Below are 18,329 nucleotides of genomic sequence, written 5' to 3'. Positions count from 1 at the left end.
ACGGAAGTGAGGCGGTTGGAATGAAACAGAATTTGCCTGGCGGCAATAGCGCGGTGGTCCCACCTGACCCCATGCCGAACTCAGAAGTGAAACGCCGTAGCGCCGATGGTAGTGTGGGGTCTCCCCATGCGAGAGTAGGACACTGCCAGGCATCAAATTAAGCGTGCTGATATGGCTCAGTTGGTAGAGCGCACCCTTGGTAAGGGTGAGGTCCCCAGTTCGACTCTGGGTATCAGCACCACTTTATTTAAAGTGGGTTTAGAAGTTCGGCAGAAAAAAGAATTTGCTTGGCGGCAATAGCGCGGTGGTCCCACCTGACCCCATGCCGAACTCAGAAGTGAAACGCCGTAGCGCCGATGGTAGTGTGGGGTCTCCCCATGCGAGAGTAGGACACTGCCAAGCATCAAATAAAACAACAAGCCTCATGCGAAAGCATGGGGCTTTTTGTTTTGTCTGTTATCTGGCGTTCTGCTCGAGCATGGGCATGCGAAAGGCCCGTCGGGAACGGGCCTTAACGCCGCTTGCGGCGGCCCCGCAGGGGAGAGTCTCAGGATGAGACGAATACTGTAGGACACTGCCAAGCATCAAATAAGCCAAGAGGCCATCCGAAAGGATGGCCTTTTTGCTTTCCGTGCCTCTAATCCTCCCTGCCAAGATCCTGACGCAGATCGCGCAATGAAACATTTTCACCTTTCCGCTGAACGCTCGACATCGACGGAAAAAAACGCTATCTTCGGGCATCTAGAAGTCTAAACGTATAAATGGATGTGTGAGGGTTAAGCAATGCCGATTCGTGTTCCTGATGAGTTACCTGCGGTCAATTTCTTGCGCGGTGAGAATGTCTTCGTGATGACATCCTCACGGGCAAAAACACAGGAAATCAGGCCGCTGAAAGTGCTGATCCTCAACCTGATGCCAAAGAAGATCGAAACGGAAAACCAGTTTTTGCGCCTGCTGTCCAACTCGCCGCTGCAGATTGATATCCAGCTGCTGCGCATCGACAGCCGCGAATCGAAGAACACGCCGGCCGAGCATCTGAACAACTTCTACTGCGACTTCGAGGATATTCAGAACGAGAACTTCGATGGTTTGATCGTCACCGGCGCGCCGCTGGGGCTGGTCGATTTCTGCGATGTTGCCTACTGGCCGCAGATCGAGCGTGTGATCGACTGGGCTAAGAACCACGTTACCTCCACGCTGTTCGTGTGCTGGGCGGTACAGGCGGCGTTGAATATTCTGTACGGCATTCCCAAGATGACGCGCGAGGTGAAACTCTCCGGGGTTTATCCGCACCAAACGCTGCAGCAGCATGCGTTGCTGACGCGCGGCTTCGACGAAAGCTTCCTGGCGCCGCATTCACGCTATGCCGATTTCCCGACCGAGGTGATTCGCCAATATACCGACCTGGACATCCTGGCCGAATCCGAGCAGGCCGGCGCCTACCTGTTCGCCAGCAGGGATAAGCGCCTGGCGTTCGTCACCGGCCATCCGGAATACGATACAATGACGCTGGCGGGAGAGTATTGTCGCGACAACGAAGCTGGCCTCGATCCTGCCGTACCGCTCAACTACTTCCCCGATGACAACCCCGCACTGACACCGAAAGCCACCTGGCGCAGCCATGGCCACCTGCTGTTTTCCAATTGGCTCAATTATTACGTCTACCAGATCACGCCTTACGATCTGCGCCATATGAATCCGACTCTCGACTGATCTTTTCTGCCTGCCGGCGGCTGAATCGAGGCCGCCGCACTGCTCATCCTCTGCACGATCCTCTTTTTACCCGTCAATTCTCCCAAAAAACCATTGCCTAACAACACGTTAGTCCGTCTTTGCAATTCTATTGGAACCGATTTCCTTACCTGTTGATCGTGTTATTTATCCTAACCAATTGATAATAAAGTGTTAATAAAATATTTAATAATAAAATGGAAATGGTTTTTGATTTTTATTTTTTGTTGGGTATTCTTAACGCTATCGGGATGAGATCTGACCAGTTTAGGATCGTTTCATCCGCCCTGATCCACAGTGATTTCTGATGAAAATGCGCCGGTCGCCCGGGTGCAACGATGGGAAGGAGCAAGGTCATGACGCAACAGATAGCAGGCACGGAGTTAAGGTTTACGCAGGGTTTCGCCGCTGCGGAGCGCCAGGTGTTAACGGATGAAGCGGTTGAATTTCTGGCGGAACTGGTGGGGAAATTCACGCCACGTCGCAATGAGCTGTTGGCGGCGCGTGCCCGCTGGCAACAAAATATCGATCGCGGCGAATTGCCTGGGTTTATTTCGGAAACCACTTCCATTCGTGAAGGCAATTGGCAGATCCGCGGTATTCCGCAAGACCTGCGCGATCGCCGGGTAGAGATCACCGGGCCGGTCGAGCGCAAGATGGTGATCAATGCGTTGAACGCCAACGTAAAAGTGTTTATGGCGGACTTCGAAGACTCGCTGGCGCCAAGCTGGGACAAAGTCATCGACGGTCAAATCAACCTGCACGATGCGGTTAACGGCACCATTTCCTACACCAATGAAGCCGGCAAAATCTACCAGCTGAAACCGAACCCGGCGGTATTGATCGCTCGCGTACGCGGTCTGCATCTGCCGGAGAAGCACGTGCTGTGGCGTGATGAGGCCATTCCCGGCGGCCTGTTCGATTTCGCGCTGTACTTCTACCACAACTATCGCCAGCTGCTGGCCAAGGGCAGCGGCCCGTATTTCTACCTGCCGAAAACCCAGTCCTGGGAGGAAGCTGCCTGGTGGAGCGATGTCTTCAGCTTTACCGAGGATCGTTTCGATCTGCCGCGCGGCACCATCAAGGCGACCGTGCTGATCGAAACTCTGCTGGCGGTGTTCCAGATGGACGAGATCCTGTATCACCTGCGCGATCACATCGTCGGTCTGAACTGCGGCCGCTGGGATTACATCTTCAGCTACATCAAAACGCTGAAGAACCACGGCGATCGCGTGCTGCCGGACCGTCAGTCGGTGACCATGGAAAAACCTTTCCTCAGCGCCTATTCGCGCCTGTTGATCAAAACCTGTCATAAGCGCGGCGCGTTCGCCATGGGCGGCATGGCGGCGTTTATCCCGAGCAAAGACGCCGAAAAAAACGCCTGGGTGCTGAACAAGGTACGGGCGGACAAAGAGCTGGAAGCCAACAATGGCCACGACGGCACCTGGGTGGCGCACCCGGGCTTGGCGGACACGGTGATGGAGGTGTTCGGCAACGCATTGGGCGATCGTCAAAACCAGCTGGACGTGCTGCGTGAGCAGGATGCGCCGATCAGCGCCGCGCAACTGCTGGAACCGTGCGACGGCGAACGCACCGAAGCGGGGATGCGCGCCAATATCCGCGTGGCGGTGCAGTACATCGAAGCCTGGATCTCCGGTAACGGCTGCGTGCCGATTTACGGTTTGATGGAAGATGCGGCGACGGCGGAGATCTCCCGTACGTCTATCTGGCAGTGGATCCACCACGAGAAGAGCCTGAACGACGGGCGCCCGGTCACCAAGGCGCTGTTCCGCCAGATGTTGCAAGAAGAGATGTTGGTGGTGCGTGAAGAAGTAGGGGAAGCGCGCTTTAACGCCGGCCGGTTCGAAGAGGCGGCGCGCCTGATGGAGCGCATCACCACGCAAGATGAATTAATCGATTTCCTGACGTTGCCCGGCTATGAGCTGCTGGCCTGAACTTTCCCAATCAACCCTACATGACTGAAAGGATAAAAATTATGTCTACCTCTCGCTCTCAACAGATCCAGCAGCTGGAACAGGAATGGAAATCGGCCCGTTGGGAAGGCATCACTCGCCCTTACAGCGCCGAAGACGTGATCAATCTGCGCGGTTCGGTCAACCCGGAATGCACCCTGGCGCAAAACGGCGCCGCCAAACTGTGGGCGTTGCTGAACGGCAAGGCGCGCAAAGGCTACGTGAACTGCCTGGGCGCGCTGACCGGCGGCCAGGCGCTGCAGCAGGCCAAAGCCGGCGTCGAGGCTATCTACTTGTCCGGTTGGCAGGTGGCGGCCGACGCCAACAGCGCAGCGGCCATGTACCCTGACCAATCGCTGTATCCGGTGGACTCGGTGCCGAAGGTGGTCGAGCGCATCAACAACACCTTCCGCCGCGCCGATCAGATCCAATGGGCGAACCAGATTGAGCCGGGCAGCAAAGGGTACACCGATTATTTCCTGCCGATCGTCGCTGATGCGGAAGCCGGCTTCGGCGGCGTATTGAACGCCTTTGAGCTGATGAAAGCGATGATTACCGCCGGGGCCGCCGGGGTGCACTTCGAAGATCAGCTGGCGGCGGTGAAGAAATGCGGCCATATGGGCGGCAAAGTGCTGGTGCCGACGCAAGAAGCGATCCAGAAACTGGTCGCCGCGCGCCTGGCGGCCGACGTGCTCGGCGTGCCGACGCTGGTGATCGCCCGTACCGACGCCGATGCGGCCGACCTGCTGACCTCTGACTGCGATCCGTATGACAGCGCCTTCGTCACCGGCGAGCGTACGGCGGAAGGCTTCTTCCGCACCCATGCCGGCGTCGAGCAGGCGATCAGCCGCGGTCTGGCTTATGCCCCTTACGCCGATATGGTGTGGTGCGAAACCTCAACGCCGGATCTGGATGCCGCCCAGCGCTTCGCCGACGCCATCCACGCCAAATACCCAGGCAAGCTGCTGGCCTACAACTGCTCGCCGTCGTTCAACTGGAAGAAGAACCTCGACGACCAGACCATCGCCCGTTTCCAGCAGGCGCTGTCGGACATGGGCTACAAGTATCAGTTCATCACGCTGGCGGGCATCCACAGCATGTGGTTCAACATGTTCGACCTGGCGCACGCCTATGCGCAGGGTGAAGGGATGAAACACTACGTCGAGAAGGTGCAGCAGGCGGAGTTCGCCGCGGTGGAGCGCGGTTACACCTTCGCGTCGCACCAGCAAGAGGTGGGCACCGGTTACTTCGACAAGGTCACCACCATCATTCAGGGCGGCGCCTCTTCGGTCACCGCGCTGACCGGTTCGACGGAAGAACAGCAGTTCTGATGCGGCAAGCTTGAAGACGTTTCACCCGGAGCCTGCATGCGCAGGCTTCTTTTTCTGGCGGGGGTAAGGATGGCGGCAAAACTGGAGTTGTTGATCGCACAGACGATCCTGCAGGGCTTCGATGCGCAGTACGGCCGCTTTCTGGAAGTGACCGCCGGCGCGCAGCAGCGCTTTGAGCAGGCGGATTGGCCGGCGGTGCAGCAGGCGATGAAAAAGCGCATCCATCTGTACGACCATCACGTCGGTCTGGTGGTGGAGCAGCTTAAATGCATCACCGGGCAGAAATATTTCGACGCCGACTTCCCCAGCCGGGTCAAAGCGGTCTATATCGATCTGCTGCCGGACTACCCGCGTTTTGAGATCGCCGAAAGCTTCTTCAACTCGGTCTATTGCCGGTTGTTCAAGCATCGCGATCTGACGCCGGACAAGCTGTTCGTTTTCAGTTCGCAGCCGGAACGACGTTTTCGCGACATTCCGCGTCCGCTGGCGCGCGATTTTACCCCCAATGGCGATCTGCCGGCGATGCTGCGCAGCGTATTGAGCGATCTGCCGCTGCGGTTGCCGTGGGAGGATCTGACACGCGACATTCGCTACATCAATCAGGCGCTGCAACGCGCCTTCAGCCCACAGCAACTGACGGGGGCGACCTTCCAGATCGCCAACGAGCTGTTCTATCGCAACAAGGCCGCCTGGCTGGTCGGCAAGTTGCGCCTTGCCGACGGCGTTTACCCGTTCCTGTTGCCGATTCACCACAGCGAATCGGGCGCGCTGTTTATCGACGCCTGCCTGACCGGCAAGGCCGAGGCCAGCATCGTCTTCGGTTTCGCCCGCTCTTATTTCATGGTCTACGCACCGCTGCCGGCGGCGATGGTGGAGTGGCTGCGCGAGATCCTGCCGGGCAAGACCACCGCCGAGCTGTACATGGCGATCGGCTGCCAAAAACACGGCAAAACCGAATGCTATCGCGAATACCTGACCTTTATGGCGCACTCACAGGAACAGTTCATCATCGCGCCGGGCGTGAAAGGCATGGTGATGCTGGTGTTCACCCTGCCGTCCTTCGATCGGGTGTTTAAAGTGATCAAGGATGAGTTCGCCCCGCAGAAAGAGGTGACGCAGGCGCAGGTGATGGCTTGCTATCAGCTGGTGAAAGAGCACGATCGCGTCGGGCGCATGGCGGATACTCAGGAGTACGAAAATTTCGTCGTCGACAAGGCGCGTCTCAGCCCTGAGCTATTGGCGGAGCTGCGGCGTGAAGTGCCGGGCAAGCTGGAAGATCTCGGCGATCGCATCGTGATCAAACATCTGTATATGGAACGGCGCATGACGCCGCTGAACCTGTATCTGGAGCAGGCCAACGACCAGCAAATGCGCGATGCGATTGAAGAGTACGGCAACGCGATCAAGCAGTTGGCCGCCGCCAATATTTTCCCCGGCGATATGCTGTTCAAGAACTTCGGCGTGACGCGCCACGGGCGTGTGGTGTTCTACGACTACGACGAGATTTGCTACATGACCGAGGTCAACTTCCGCGACATTCCGCCGCCGCGTTATCCGGAGGACGAGCTGGCCAGCGAGCCGTGGTACAGCATCGCGCCCAACGATGTGTTCCCGGAAGAGTTCCGCCACTTCCTGTGCGGCGATCGGCGCATTCGGCAGGTGTTTGAAGAGTTGCACAGCGATCTGTTTACCGCGGAGTATTGGCGCGGGTTGCAGCAGCGCATCCGCGAGGGGCATGTGGAAGACGTGTTCGCTTATCGCAAGAAGCAGCGGTTCAGCCAGCGCAGCGGGGCGGCGCTGCCGGCCGCCACCGCTGCGATGTAAATCAGGCCTGGACGCCCGCGACGGCGGCGCGCGCCAGTTCGGTAATGCGCGCGTAGTCGCCGCTTTCGAGCGCGTCCGCCGGCACCAGCCAGGAGCCGCCGATGCACAGCACGCTTTTCAGCGCCAGATAGCTGCGGTAATTGTCCGGCGAGATGCCGCCGGTCGGGCAGAAACGCACCTGCGGGAATGGGCCGCCGATCGCCTGCAGCGCTTTTACGCCGCCGTTGGCTTCCGCCGGGAAGAATTTAAATTCGCGCAGGCCGTAATCCATGCCCTGCATCAGCTCGGAAACGGTGCTGATGCCCGGTATAAGGGGAATGGAACCGGCGGTGGCGGCTTTGAGCAGCTCGTCGGTCAGCCCCGGGCTGATGGCGAACTGCGCGCCGGCCTCGGTCACTTCCCGCAGCTGCTGCGGATTGATCACCGTACCGGCGCCGATGATCGCTTCCGGCACCTCTTGGGCGATGGCGCGAATGGCGTCCATGGCGCAGGCGGTGCGCAGCGTCACCTCCAGCACCCGCACGCCGCCGGCGACCAGCGCTTTCGCCAGCGGCACCGCATGTTCCAGCTTGTTGATCACGATGACCGGCACTACCGGCCCCGCCGTCAGGATCTGCTCGGCGCTTGTTGTCCACTTGTTCATGCTGACGTTCTCCTCTGTGGCCGCCGCCTGGCGGCGATGCGGCCAGGCTATCGATTAAAATTTGATGCAGCAGGCGCCCTGCTCGGCGCCTGACAGCTGGCTGCGCAGCGCGCCGAACAGCTCGCGGCCGCAGCCGATGTGTTCGGCGCTCAGATCGGGTTGGCAAGGCGTGCGCCGCGCCAACTCGTCAGCGTCGACCAGCACCTGCAGCTCGCCGCTGCGGCCGTTGACGCGGATCGGATCGCCGTCGCGCACTTTCGCCAGCAGGCCGCCGGTATAGGCTTCCGGGGTGACGTGAATGGCGGAAGGCACCTTGCCGGAGGCGCCGGACAGGCGGCCGTCGGTCACCAGCGCCACTTTGAAGCCGCGATCCATCAACACGCCCAGCGGCGGCATCAGCTTGTGCAGCTCTGGCATGCCGTTGGCCTGCGGCCCCTGGAAGCGCACCACCACCACGCAATCGCGATCCAGCTTGCCGGCTTCGAACGCCGGCACAATATCGTGCTGGCTGTCGAACACCACCGCCGGCGCTTCGATGATCTGGTTATCGGCGGGCACCGCCGAGGTTTTCATCACCGCGCGGCCCAGATTGCCGGCCATCACTTTGGTGCCGCCGTGATGTTCGAACGGCTGGGCCACGCTGGCGATCACGCTGGCGTCGAGCGAGCCGGCCACGCCTTCGCGCCATACCAATTGGCCGTTGTCCAGCCACGGTTCCTGGGTGTAGCGGCGCAGGCCGAAACCGGCCACGGTGTGCACGTCTTCGTGCAGCAGGCCGTGTTGCAGCAGTTCGCGCACCACCAGCGGCACGCCGCCGGCGGCCTGGAATTGGTTGATGTCGGCCGGGCCGTTCGGGTAGATGCGGCACAGCAGCGGCACCGCCTCCGACAGCTCCGAGAAATCGTCCCAGGTGATGATGATGCCCGCCGCCCGCGCCATCGCCACCAGATGCATGGTCAGGTTGGTGGAGCCGCCGGTGGCCAGCAGCGAGACGATGCCGTTCACCACCACTTTCTCGTCCACCAGGCGGCCGATCGGCAGGTAGTTGCCGGCGGTATCGGTCAGTCGGGTCACCTGGCGCGCGGCGGCGTCGTTCAGCGCGTCGCGCAGCGGCGTGTCCGGATGGACGAAGGAGGCGCCCGGCAGATGCAGACCCATCACTTCCATCACCATCTGGTTGGTGTTGGCGGTGCCGTAGAAGGTGCAGGTGCCGATGCCGTGATAAGAGGCCGCCTCGGCCTCCAGCAGCGCCAAACGGTCGGCCTTGCCCTCGGCGTACAGCTGGCGCACGCGCACTTTTTCCTTGTTCGGCAGGCCGCTGCTCATCGGGCCGGCCGGCACGAACAGCGCGGGCAGGTGGCCGAAGGAGAGGGCGGCCATCACCAGCCCCGGCACGATCTTGTCGCAGATGCCGAGGAACAGCGCGCCGTCGAACATATTGTGCGACAGGCCGACGGCGGCCGACATGGCGATCACGTCGCGGCTCATCAGCGACAGCTCCATGCCGTCCTGCCCCTGCGTCACCCCGTCGCACATCGCCGGCACGCCGCCGGCCACCTGGCCCACGGCGCCGACCGCCTTCAGCGCCTGCTTCAGCCGCTGCGGGTAGTGTTCGTACGGCTGGTGGGCCGACAGCATGTCATTGTAAGCGGTGATGATGGCGATATCGCTGCGCACCATGTTTTTCAGCGACGCCTTGTCATCGGGCTGACAGGCGGCGAAGCCGTGGGCCAGGTTGCCGCAGGCGAGCTGCGCGCGGTGGACGGTTTGGGAGCGGGCCGCCTCGATACGCGCCAGATAGGCGGCGCGGCTGGCCTGGGAACGGTCGATGATGCGCTGTGTGACACGGGACAAGGTTGGATTAATCATGCCTTCCTCACATTGCTGTTGTTATAGTCGCCGCCTGTGGCGGTGCCCCCGGGGGTGATTTGCAGCCCTGGTGTGCAAGGCCGGGGGCGATTTAGGATTTAAAACATCGTGAATGCAATCATGCCGATGGCGCCGCCGACGCTGCCCAGAATGGTTTCCATCACCGTCCAGGTTTTCAGCGTTTGCAGTTCGTTGGCGCCGGTGAATTTGCCGAACAGCCAGAAGCCGGCGTCGTTGACGTGGCTCAGCACGATGGAGCCGCCGGCGATGCAGATGGCCAGCGCGGCCAGTTGCCCGCCGTTCAGACCGAGCTGACTGGTGACCGGCAGCACCAGACCGACGGTGGTCAGGCAGGCGACGGTGGCCGAGCCCTGAATCACCCGCACCATGGCGGACAGCGCGAAGGCGGCCACGGCGATCGGCAGGCCGGCGCCGATCATGGCGTCACCCAACGCCGGCCCTACGCCGGAATCCACCAGGATCTGCTTGAACACCCCGCCGGCGCCGGTCATCAGCAGGATGATCCCGGCCGGCTGCACCGCAGCGGAACAGATGGCCAGGGTCTGTTCGTTGCTCATGCCGCGCGGCTTCGCCAGACCGTAAATCACGATCAGGCAGGCCAGCAGGATGGCGGTGAACGGGTGGCCGATAAACTCCAGCCACTGCTGCAGCTGCGAGCCGGGGGTGACCAGCCGCGCGCCGATGGTTTTCATGCCGACCAGCACCAGCGGGCACAGCACCAGCGCCAGGCTGAAGCCGAACGACGGCAGATTGCCCTTGGCCAGCGTCGGCTCATTCTCTTCCGGCGGCATCGGCCAGTTGACGAAACGGCTGATAAAGCTGCCGTACAGCGGGCCGGCGATCAGCATGCCGATCACCGCCGCCACCAGGCCGATGGCGATCATCCAGCCGAAATCGGCCTTCATCTGCGACGCCAGCAGCATCGGCACCGGCCCCGGCAGCAGGAAGGAGGCGGCGGCGGCCACGCCGGCGAACAGCGGGATCGCCAGCTTGACGATATTGCCGTCGGTGCGGCGCGCCACGGCGAACACGATGCCGATCAGCAGCACCACCGCCACGTCGAAGAACAGCGGCAGTGCGCAGATCAGCCCGGCGATGCCGAGCGCGTAGTGCGCCTTGCTTTGTCCGAATCGTTTCAGCAATTGCGCCGCAATTTGATCGAGCGCGCCGACCTCATGCAGGATCTTGCCGAACATCGCCCCGAGCGCCACCACGATCGCCAGGAAGCCCAGCGTGTCGCCCATGCCTTTCTGCATGGTGTCGGCGATGTGTTCCAGCGGCATGCCGGAGAAAATGCCGGCGGCGATGGACACCAGCATCAGCGCGACGAAGGCGTGCATGCGCGCCTTCATCACCAGGAATAACAGCAGTAAAACCGAGCCGACTGCGGTACCGACCAGCGTTACGGTACTCACGCGCACACGTCCTGCGGCAGGAAGCTCTGGATATGGCGCACGGTATCGGCGATCACCGCGTCCAGCGGCTGATTGATGTCGATCGCCATCACGTCGTTCTCGTCGGCGCCCGGTTGCTCCAGCGCGGCGAACTGGGTGACCAGCATCTGCGGCTTGAAGAAGTGGCCGTTGCGCGCCGCCAGGCGGGATTCGATCACCGGGAACTCGCCGTGCAGATAGATGAATGACAGGTTGCCGTTGCCGGCGCGCAGGCGGTCGCGATACTGCTTTTTCAACGCCGAACAGACGATGATCGACACGTTGTTGGTGCGCTGCATGGCGAAGGCGGCGTCGTTGAGCGCGGCCAGCCACGGCGCGCGATCGTCGTCGTTCAACGCTTCCCCGGCGGCCATCTTCAGGATGTTGCTGCGCGGGTGCAGGAAGTCGCCGTCGAGGAAGCCGGCGGAGAGTTGGCGGGCCGCGGCGGCGGCGACGGCGGACTTGCCGCTGCCGGAAACGCCCATAACGACGTAAATGCGATTTTGATTGTTGGTCATGGCTTGGCTCCAAAACACCGGGTGACGTTACCTTCATTCAATTTGATTGTTACCGGTAACATGTTATCGGTAACATTGTCGAAGGAAGTTTGAGCGGTTGCAATGGGCTTTCGCCGTGAGGATCGTTAACTGTGATCGGCTTCAAGCTTTTTTCCTGTGCGCTAAACAGGATGCCGACAGCCTGTTACATGCTGACAACAGAGCATGGCAGGGGAGCAGGGGCGCACTGGGGCGCCCCTCGGATGAGCAGGATTAGCGCACGCCGCCGTAGGCCAGGCTGATCTCTTTCGCCGCGTGGATCACCAGCGCGCCCAGCTCGATCACACGATCGTCGGTGATGCGCGACACCGGGCCGGAGATGGAAATGGCGGCGAAGGCTTCGCGGTGCTCGTCGAAGATGCAGGCCGCCACGCAGCGCAGGCCGAGCGCGTGCTCTTCGTCGTCAAAGGAGAAGCCCTGTTTGCGGATCTGCGCCAGCCCCTCTTTCAAGTTGTGCGGCGTCAGGGTATGCGGCGTGTAGGTGTGCATGCCTTTCTTGTGCAGCAGTTTGGTCACCTGATCGTCCGGCAGGGTGGCGAGGAACGCTTTGCCGGCACCGGAGGCGTGCATCGGCAGTTTGCCGCCGATCGGCGCCGACATGCGCATCAGCGCCGTGCACTGCACCTGATCGATGATGATCGCCTGGTACTCGCTGGTATCCAGCACCGCCAGGTTGACGGTTTCGCCGGATTCCTCCATCAGGCGGCGCAGCGTCGGATGCACCATCGCCAGCAGGTTGCGGCTTTGCAGGAAGCTGCTGCCGACCACAAAGGCGTGCGAGCCGATGGTCCACAGGCCGAGATCGCCGACCTGGCGCACGAATCCCTGCTGCTGCATGGTGGTGAGCAGGCGGTGAGTGGTGGAGTTCGGCAGGCCGGCCTGCTGGGCCAGATCGGTCAGCGCCACGTTGCCCTGGGCTTCCGAAATGTATTCCAACAGTTTCAGGCCACGGGTCAACGATTGTACCTGACCGGTCGCCGCACTGGCGGCGGGGGCTGCTGCGCGGGGCTTCTTGCCGCGCTTGGCGGGAGCAGGGGTGGCCATGGGTGAGATTCCTTTTTCCGTATGATGGAATTCATTTTCGTTTTTTGTCGATGAATTGCAAGCCGCCGTCAGCTCATCGGAGGTGTTGGCGCACAACCTGAAAAACTCTCAATTGTCGCCTGGCCCTTTGTCCTTACAAGCTGTGCTAGGATGACTCGTTGGTTTTTGCGGCAGTTGAGCAATGGGCTGGATGGCAATGGAAGGGGTTACAGTGACGAATCGAGTAGAACAACTGCGCCGCCAGTTAGCGCAGCGCATTTTGGTGTTGGACGGCGGCATGGGCACCATGATCCAGAGCTATCGCCTGGACGAGCGCGATTTCCGCGGTGAGCGTTTCGCCGATTGGCGCAGCGATCTGAAAGGCAATAACGATCTGCTGGTGCTGACCAAGCCGGAAGTGATTACCGCCATTCATTACGCCTATCTCGAGGCGGGCGCCGATATCCTTGAGACCAATACCTTCAACTCCACCTCCATCGCCATGGCCGACTACCACATGGAGTCGCTGTCGGCCGAGATTAACTATCAGGCCGCCTGCCTGGCGCGCGCCTGCGCCGACGAATGGACGGCGCGCACGCCGGAAAAACCGCGCTACGTCGCCGGGGTGTTGGGGCCGACCAACCGCACCGCGTCCATCTCGCCGAACGTCAACGATCCGGCGTTCCGCAACATCTCGTTCGATGAACTGGTGGCGGCTTACCGCGAATCGACCCGCGCGCTGGTGGAAGGCGGCGTCGATCTGATCATGATCGAAACCATCTTCGACACCCTCAACGCCAAGGCCGCCGCTTTTGCGGTGGAAACCGAATTCGAAGCGCTGGGGGTGGAACTGCCGATCATGATTTCCGGCACCATCACCGACGCCTCCGGCCGCACCCTGTCCGGCCAGACCACCGAAGCGTTTTACAATTCACTGCGCCACGTCAAGCCGCTGACCTTCGGCCTGAACTGCGCCCTGGGGCCGGATGAGCTGCGTCAGTACGTCGCCGAGCTGGCGCGCATCTCGGAGACCTACGTCACCGCACACCCGAACGCCGGTTTGCCGAACGCCTTCGGCGAGTACGATCTGGATGCGGCCGAGATGGCGCGCCAGGTCGGGGAGTGGGCGCAGGCCGGCTTCCTCAATATTATCGGCGGCTGCTGCGGCACCACGCCGGAACATATCGCCGCGATGGCCAAGGCGGTCGAGGGCGTGCCGCCGCGCCGGCTGCCGGATATCCCGGTCGCCTGCCGCCTGGCCGGTCTGGAGCCGTTGACCATCGACGCCAACACCCTGTTCGTCAACGTCGGCGAGCGCACCAACGTCACCGGCTCGGCGCGTTTCAAACGCTTGATCAAAGAAGAGAAATACAACGAGGCGCTCGACGTGGCGCGCCAGCAGGTCGAGAGCGGCGCGCAGATCATCGACATCAACATGGATGAGGGGATGCTCGACGCCGAAGCGGCGATGGTGCGCTTCCTCAACCTGATCGCCGGCGAGCCGGATATCGCCCGGGTGCCGATCATGATCGACTCCTCCAAGTGGTCCGTTATCGAGAAAGGCCTGAAGTGCATTCAGGGCAAGGGCATCGTCAACTCGATCTCGATGAAGGAGGGCGAAGAGGCCTTTATCCACCACGCCAGGCTGGTGCGCCGCTATGGCGCCGCGGTGGTGGTGATGGCGTTCGACGAAGTGGGCCAGGCGGACACCCGCGAGCGCAAGTTCGAGATCTGTCGCCGCGCCTATAAAATTTTGACCGAACGCGTCGGTTTCCCGCCGGAAGACATCATTTTCGACCCGAACATCTTCGCCGTCGCCACCGGCATCGACGAGCACAACAACTACGCCGTCGACTTTATCGAAGCCTGCGCCGACATCAAAACCCACCTGCCGCACGCGATGATCTCCGGCGGGGTGTCCAACGTGTCGTTCTCGTTCCGCGGCAACGATCCGGTGCGTGAAGCGATCCACGCGGTATTCCTGTATCACGCCATTCGCAACGGCATGGACATGGGCATCGTCAACGCCGGGCAGCTGGCGATTTACGACGATCTGCCTGGCGAGCTGCGCGAGGCGGTAGAAGACGTGATCCTCAATCGTCGCGAGGACGGCACCGAACGCCTGCTGGAACTGGCGGAAAAGTACCGCGGCAGCAAAGACGGCGAAGCGGCGGTGCAGCAGGCGGAATGGCGCGGCTGGCCGGTGGAGAAGCGGCTGGAATACTCGCTGGTGAAGGGCATCACCGAGTTTATCGAACTGGACACCGAAGAAGCGCGGCAGCAGGCCGAACGCCCGATCGAAGTGATCGAAGGGCCGCTGATGGCCGGGATGAACGTGGTCGGCGATCTGTTCGGCGAGGGCAAGATGTTCCTGCCGCAGGTGGTGAAATCCGCCCGCGTGATGAAGCAGGCGGTGGCCTACCTGGAACCGTACATCGAGGCCAGCAAGCAGCAAGGCACCTCCGCGGGCAAAATCCTGTTGGCGACGGTGAAAGGCGACGTGCACGACATCGGCAAGAACATCGTCGGCGTGGTGCTGCAGTGCAACAACTATGAAATCGTCGATCTTGGCGTGATGGTGCCGACGGAGAAAATCCTGCGCACCGCGCGCGAGGAGAATGTCGACATCATCGGCCTGTCGGGGCTGATCACGCCGTCGCTCGACGAGATGGTCAACGTGGCCAAAGAGATGGAGCGCCAGGGCTTTACGCTGCCGCTGCTGATCGGCGGCGCCACCACCTCCAAGGCGCACACCGCGGTGAAAATCGAGCAGAACTACAGCGGCCCGACCACCTACGTGCAAAACGCCTCGCGCACCGTGGGCGTGGTGTCGGCGCTGCTGTCCGCCACCCAGCGCGACGAGTTTGTGGCGCGCACCCGCAAAGAGTATGAAACGGTGCGCATTCAACACGCGCGCAAAAAGCCGCGCACGCCGCCGGTCGATTTGCACAAGGCGCGCGCCAACGCCATGGCGCTGAACTGGGCCGACTATCAGCCGCCGGCGCCGCGGCAGCTTGGCGTGTTTCCGGTGTCGGCCGGCATCGAGACGCTGCGCCACTATATCGACTGGACGCCGTTCTTCATGACCTGGTCGCTGGCGGGCAAATACCCGCGCATCCTCGAGGATGAGGTGGTGGGGGAAGAGGCCAAGCGCCTGTTCCATGACGCCAATCAGATGCTGGATCGGTTGGCCGCCGAGCGTAGCCTCAACCCGCGCGGCGTTTACGGCCTGTTCCCGGCCAACCGCGTCGGCGACGACGTGGAGGTATACCGCGACGAACGGCGTGACGAGGTGCTGGCGGTGAGCCGCCACTTGCGGCAACAGACGGAAAAAACCGACTTCCCGAACTACTGCCTGGCGGACTTTGTGGCGCCGAAAAGCAGCGGCAAAGCCGACTACTTCGGCGCCTTCGCGGTGACCGGCGGGCTGGAGGAAGACGCGCTGGCGGCGGCGTACGACGCGCAGCACGACGATTACAACAAAATCATGGTCAAGGCGCTGGCGGATCGTTTGGCGGAGGCCTTCGCCGAATACCTGCACGAACAGGTGCGCAAGCTGCACTGGGGCTATGCCGCCGACGAGAGCCTGAGCAACGAGGAGCTGATCCGGGAAAACTATCAGGGCATCCGGCCGGCGCCGGGCTACCCGGCCTGCCCGGAGCACACCGAAAAAGCGACCATCTGGCAGCTGTTGGACGTCAACCGCCACACCGGTATGGAACTGACGGAGTCCTTCGCCATGTGGCCGGGGGCGGCGGTATCCGGCTGGTACTTCAGTCACCCCGAGAGCAAGTACTTCGCGGTGGCGCAGATCCAGCGCGATCAGGTGGAAGACTACGCGGCGCGTAAAGGGATGAGCGTGAGCGAGGTCGAGCGCTGGCTGGCGCCAAACCTCGGCTACGACGCCGACTGACTTTCCTCTTTAAGGGCGCAGCGATGCGCCCTTGTCATTTACAGCGCTTCCACATCGATGTGCAGCGCGTCGTACCGCCAATACTCCAGGTCACAATCGATCACCCTGTCGTGCTGATCGCGATTCACCCGCGTAATGAACAGCGCCGGGCTGCCGTAGGTCACCTTCAGCATGGCGGCGGCCTGCTGCGGCAGCAGGGTGGGCAGCATGTCGAAACGCACCCGGCCGTAGTGAATGCCGTAGCGCGCGGCGTACAGCGCGGTCAGCGACTGGGTCAGATCTTCGTCCAGAATGCCGGGGAAATAGGCCGGATTGAGGTAGTGCTCGCAGTACAGCACCGCGCGTCCGTCGATGTAGCGCAGCCGGCGAATGCGATAGGCCTGCGCGCCGGGAGGCAGCGCCAGGCGGCCGGCCAGCGGCGCGTCGAGCGTGACGACCGCGCTATCGATCGCTTCGGTATGGGCGGCGCGGCCCTGCTGCTGCGCCATGGCGTGAAAATGGCTGCGCTGCAGCGGGTTGTAGATCAAACGTGGCGGCGAGATGAACCAGCCGCGCCGCACCTGGCGGTAGATGACGCCCTGCGCCTCCAACTGGCCGAGCGCCTCCTGCAAGGTAATGCGGGTGGTGGCGAATTGCTCGCTCAGGGCGCGTTCGGAGGGCAGCTTGCCGCCCGCGGCGAACTCGCCGGCGGTGATGCGGGCGCTCAGCGTTTGGCAGATGGTGGCGACGGTCGTCGGTGCTTCACTCATACAGCGGGTGTCCCGTTTCAGTGCGTTTGGCCTTCCTTAAGGTAGACCAGCGTCGCGTTTTCGCCGTTGCAATGGGGGATAAAACTGTCGCTTTTTTAAGCTGACATATAATTATCACATTCGTCCGTTAGATTGGTTTGGTCCTTGCTGGACTAGTCCAGCCATCCCCACACTACCACCTGGAGCATCAGTTATGAAACGTTTGTGCGCTTCTGTGTTAACCAGTGCCATCGTGTTATCCAGCCAGATGAGCTGGGCCGCGGATACCGATCTGGCGGCGCTGGAGCAGGCCGCGAAGAAAGAAGGCGAAGTCAACAGCGTCGGCATGCCGGACAGCTGGGCCAACTGGAAAGGCACCTGGCAAGATCTGTTGAGCAAGTACGGCCTGAAACATGTCGATACCGACATGAGCTCCGCGCAGGAGATCGCCAAATTCGATGCGGAAAAGAACAACGCCACGGCGGACATCGGTGACGTCGGCGCGGCCTTTGGCCCGGTGGCGGTGCAGAAGGGCGTAACGCAGCCCTACAAACCGTCTACCTGGGATCAGGTGCCGGAGTGGGCGAAAGACAAAGACGGCCACTGGGCGCTGGCTTACACCGGCACCATCGCCTTCATCATCAACAAGCAGCAGGTGAAAGACATCCCGCGCAGCTGGGCCGATCTGCTCAAGGGCAGCTATCAGGTCACCATCGGCGACGTCGGCACCGCGTCGCAGGCGGCCAGCGGCGTGCTGGCGGCCACCTACGCCATGGGCGGCAACGAGAAAAACCTCAAGCCGGGCCTGGAATTCTTCGGCAAGCTGGCCAAGGCCGGCCGCCTGAGCCTGAGTAACCCGGTGATCGCATCACTGGAGAAAGGGGAAGTGCAGGTTGGCGTGGTGTGGGACTTCAACGGTCTGAACTACCGCGATCAGATCGACAAAACCCGTTTTGAAGTGCTGATCCCGTCGGACGGCTCGATCACCTCCGGCTACACCACCATCATCAATAAATACGCCAAGCACCCGAACGCCGCCAAGCTGGCGCGCGAATACATCTTCTCCGACGCCGGCCAGATCAACCTGGCGCGCGGCTATGCCCGCCCGATCCGCGCTGAACATCTGACGCTGCCGGACGACGTCAAGGCCAAGCTGCTGCCGGCCGAGCAGTACAAGAATGCGCACCCGATCGCCGATCCGGCGGCCTGGGAACAGAGCGCCAAAGCGCTGCCGCGTCTGTGGCAGGAAAACGTCATTATGTTTATGCAGCAGTGAGTTAACG

At 61.7% G+C, this 18,329-nt stretch carries 12 protein-coding genes, 1 tRNA gene and 2 rRNA genes; 9 read left to right on the top strand and 6 right to left on the bottom strand.

Annotated elements, in window-relative coordinates; translation table 11 throughout:
• The first annotated feature begins 35 nt into the window (after positions 1–35).
• The 7 genes from rrf (ACUTQY_RS23850) (at position 36) to aceK (ending at position 6,859) form a co-directional block, all read left to right on the top strand.
• Positions 36–151 (top strand): 5S ribosomal RNA (gene rrf / locus ACUTQY_RS23850).
• A gap of 14 nt (positions 152–165) precedes the next feature.
• Positions 166–241 (top strand) — tRNA-Thr (locus ACUTQY_RS23845).
• Between the two features lie 45 nt (positions 242–286).
• Positions 287–402: ribosomal RNA gene (rrf, locus tag ACUTQY_RS23840) — 5S ribosomal RNA — on the top strand.
• 381 nt (positions 403–783) lie between these two features.
• A complete protein-coding gene (metA, locus tag ACUTQY_RS23835; RefSeq protein WP_033644374.1) occupies positions 784–1,713 on the top strand; it encodes a homoserine O-acetyltransferase MetA in 930 nt (309 codons plus the stop codon).
• A 374-nt stretch (positions 1,714–2,087) separates the two neighbouring features.
• A complete protein-coding gene (gene aceB / locus ACUTQY_RS23830; RefSeq protein ID WP_445583330.1) occupies positions 2,088–3,686 on the top strand; it encodes a malate synthase A in 1,599 nt (532 codons plus the stop codon).
• A gap of 41 nt (positions 3,687–3,727) precedes the next feature.
• Entirely contained in the window at positions 3,728–5,035 is a 1,308-nt protein-coding gene (aceA, locus tag ACUTQY_RS23825) for an isocitrate lyase (RefSeq protein WP_033639246.1), read from the top strand.
• A gap of 69 nt (positions 5,036–5,104) precedes the next feature.
• On the top strand, positions 5,105–6,859 hold the full coding sequence (gene aceK, locus ACUTQY_RS23820; RefSeq protein ID WP_046687906.1) for a bifunctional isocitrate dehydrogenase kinase/phosphatase: 1,755 nt from the start codon (positions 5,105–5,107) through the stop codon (positions 6,857–6,859).
• Position 6,860: 1 nt separating this feature from the next.
• Here the strand turns inward: aceK and ACUTQY_RS23815 are convergent, their stop codons facing one another.
• The 5 genes from ACUTQY_RS23815 to iclR form a co-directional block, all read right to left on the bottom strand.
• Positions 6,861–7,502, bottom strand: a complete 642-nt coding sequence (locus tag ACUTQY_RS23815) for a bifunctional 4-hydroxy-2-oxoglutarate aldolase/2-dehydro-3-deoxy-phosphogluconate aldolase (RefSeq protein WP_033644378.1) — start codon at positions 7,500–7,502, stop codon at positions 6,861–6,863.
• Positions 7,503–7,556: 54 nt separating this feature from the next.
• Positions 7,557–9,371, bottom strand: coding sequence for a phosphogluconate dehydratase (gene edd / locus ACUTQY_RS23810; protein WP_015379254.1), 1,815 nt, complete (start codon positions 9,369–9,371; stop codon positions 7,557–7,559).
• Positions 9,372–9,469: 98 nt separating this feature from the next.
• Positions 9,470–10,807, bottom strand: a complete 1,338-nt coding sequence (gntU, locus tag ACUTQY_RS23805) for a gluconate transporter (RefSeq protein WP_060660865.1) — start codon at positions 10,805–10,807, stop codon at positions 9,470–9,472.
• Entirely contained in the window at positions 10,804–11,343 is a 540-nt protein-coding gene (gene gntK / locus ACUTQY_RS23800; RefSeq protein WP_004936645.1) for a gluconokinase, read from the bottom strand. The genes gntU and gntK overlap by 4 nt, the downstream gene beginning before the upstream one ends.
• A gap of 252 nt (positions 11,344–11,595) precedes the next feature.
• Positions 11,596–12,426 (bottom strand): glyoxylate bypass operon transcriptional repressor IclR, encoded by an 831-nt coding sequence (gene iclR, locus ACUTQY_RS23795; protein ID WP_004936648.1) that lies wholly within the window; start codon positions 12,424–12,426, stop codon positions 11,596–11,598.
• 196 nt (positions 12,427–12,622) lie between these two features.
• Here iclR and metH point away from each other — a divergent pair, with 196 nt between their 5' ends.
• Positions 12,623–16,318, top strand: a complete 3,696-nt coding sequence (gene metH, locus ACUTQY_RS23790; RefSeq protein WP_089195244.1) for a methionine synthase — start codon at positions 12,623–12,625, stop codon at positions 16,316–16,318.
• Between the two features lie 38 nt (positions 16,319–16,356).
• Here metH and ACUTQY_RS23785 read toward each other — a convergent pair whose 3' ends face one another.
• Positions 16,357–17,067, bottom strand: a complete 711-nt coding sequence (locus tag ACUTQY_RS23785; protein ID WP_015379250.1) for a UTRA domain-containing protein — start codon at positions 17,065–17,067, stop codon at positions 16,357–16,359.
• Between the two features lie 193 nt (positions 17,068–17,260).
• Here ACUTQY_RS23785 and ACUTQY_RS23780 point away from each other — a divergent pair, with 193 nt between their 5' ends.
• The gene (locus ACUTQY_RS23780; RefSeq protein WP_033644381.1) at positions 17,261–18,322 is read left to right on the top strand and encodes an ABC transporter substrate-binding protein; all 1,062 of its coding nucleotides are present in this window, start codon (positions 17,261–17,263) and stop codon (positions 18,320–18,322) included.
• Positions 18,323–18,329: the final 7 nt, after the last annotated feature.

It is taken from the genome of Serratia sp. TSA_130.1 (genome assembly GCF_052691795.1).
This window is presented reverse-complemented; position numbering and strand designations above follow the sequence as displayed.